The organism is Streptomyces sp. NRRL B-1347 (assembly GCF_000720325.1).
Lineage (GTDB): Bacteria > Actinomycetota > Actinomycetes > Streptomycetales > Streptomycetaceae > Streptomyces.
This window is the reverse complement of sequence record NZ_JOJM01000198.1, coordinates 1-1,859: the sequence shown is the minus strand read 5'-3', so window position 1 is coordinate 1,859 and position 1,859 is coordinate 1. Positions and strand designations below refer to the sequence as shown.

Genomic DNA, 1,859 nt, shown 5'->3' with positions numbered 1-1,859 from the left:
CGCGATGGGTGCGCAGAGTGTCGAGGCGTCGTTCGTGGCGTTGCAGCGCCGGGATCAGCCGCAGGTACGCACCGTCCTGGGCGGGCTCGCCCAGCTGCACGCGGCAGGGCATGGGGTGGCGTGGGCGCGGGTCTTCGACCACACCCCGGCCGCCCTGCTCGACCTGCCGACGTACCCCTTCCAGCACCAGAACTACTGGATGGCGGGCCCGTCGTCCGGCGATGTCGTATCGGCCGGGCAGGTGGCGGCCGACCACCCGATGCTCGACGCGGTGGTGCGGGTCGCCGGTGCCGACGAGGTCGTGTTCACCGGGCGCCTCTCGGCGCGGACGCACGCCTGGGTGGCCGAGCACGAGCTGGGCGGCCGCGCCCTGGTGCCGGGCACCGCGCTGATCGACATGGCCATGTCGGCGGGCGACGAGGTCGGCTGCGCCGGTGTGGACGAGATGGTGATCACCGCGCCGCTGCGCGTCCCCGAGTCCGGCGGCGTACGGGTCCAGCTCGTGGTGAGCGAGCCGCGCGACACCGGGCACCGGCCGTTCGCGATCTACTCCTGCCCGGAGACCGGCCAGGAGGCGGGCGACGAGTGGACCTGCCACGCCACCGGCGTGCTCGCCCCCTCGGCCCCGGAGCCCGGCTTCGAGCTGAGCCAGTGGCCGCCCGCGGGCGCCGAGACCGTGGCGACGGACGGGTTCTACGACCGGCTCGCGGAGAGCGGCTACGTCTACGGCCCGCTCTTCCGCGGCCTGCACGCCCTGTGGCGCCGCGACGGCGCGGCGGGGGCCGAGTTCTTCGCCGAGGTCGCGCTGCCGGACGGCGCGGACACGGCGCGGTTCGGCATCCACCCGGCCCTGTTCGACGCGGCCATCCACCCGCGCGTCGTCGCCGCGATCGCCGACGCGGGCGAGGACTTCACGCTCCAGCTGCCGTTCGTGTGGAACGAGATCTACCTCTACGCCACCGGCGCGACCGCCCTGCGGGTGCGCGTGGTCATCGACGCGGAGAGCGACGGCAAGACGTCCTGCCAGGTGCAGCTCGCCGACGAGGCGGGACAGCCCGTCGCCGAGGTACGGTCGGTGGAGGCACGGCCCGTGTCGGCCGACCAGTCGGCGGGCCGGGACGAGACGGCCGGTTCGCTCTTCGGCGTGGACTGGGCGGCCGTCGAGGCGGACCCGGCCGAACCGGCCGGGCGCTGGGCGCTGCTCGGCACTTCCGCCGTGCCGGTCGGCGAGGCCCTCGCGGTCGACCGCTGCCCGACCCTGGACGACGCGGCCGGGGCCGACGTGCTGCTGGCCGCCCCGGCGGGCCCCGCGGGCGCCGACGTCGTGACCTCGGTGCACGAGACGGCCGTCGCCACCCTGGACCTGGTGCGGGAGTGGCTGACCGACGAGCGGTTCCTGTCGGGCCGCCTCGTCGTGGTGACCCGCGGCGCGGTGCCGGCGGGTGGGGACGGCGCCGCGCCGGACCTGGCGGGCGCCGCCGTGTGGGGCCTGCTGCGCTCCGCCCAGGCCGAGCACCCCGACCGGATCGTGCTCGCGGACGTCGACGACGACCCGGCCTCCCTCAAGGCCCTGCCCGCGGTGCTCGCGGCGGGCCACGACCAGGTCGCGGTGCGCGCCGGTACGGTGACCGTGCCGCGCCTGGTCCCGCAGGCCGCGACGGACGCCGCCGGGCCGGAGTTGGCGCCGGACGGCACGGTCCTGATCACCGGTGGCACCGGCGCGCTGGGCGCCCTGTTCGCCCGGCACCTCATCACCACCCACGGCGTCAAGCACCTGCTCCTCACCAGCCGCCGGGGCCAAGAGGCGCCCGGCGCACGGGAGTTGACCCAAGAGCTGGCCGGGCTCGGCGCGAACGTAC

1 protein-coding gene is annotated in these 1,859 nt (G+C 76.2%); it reads left to right on the top strand.

All coding sequences use genetic code 11. The annotated features are described in order from the left end of the window. Positions 1-34: 34 nt before the first annotated feature. A partial coding sequence (locus tag IG74_RS47220) for a type I polyketide synthase (protein WP_158858116.1) occupies positions 35-1,859 on the top strand: 1,825 nt, incomplete at its 3' end.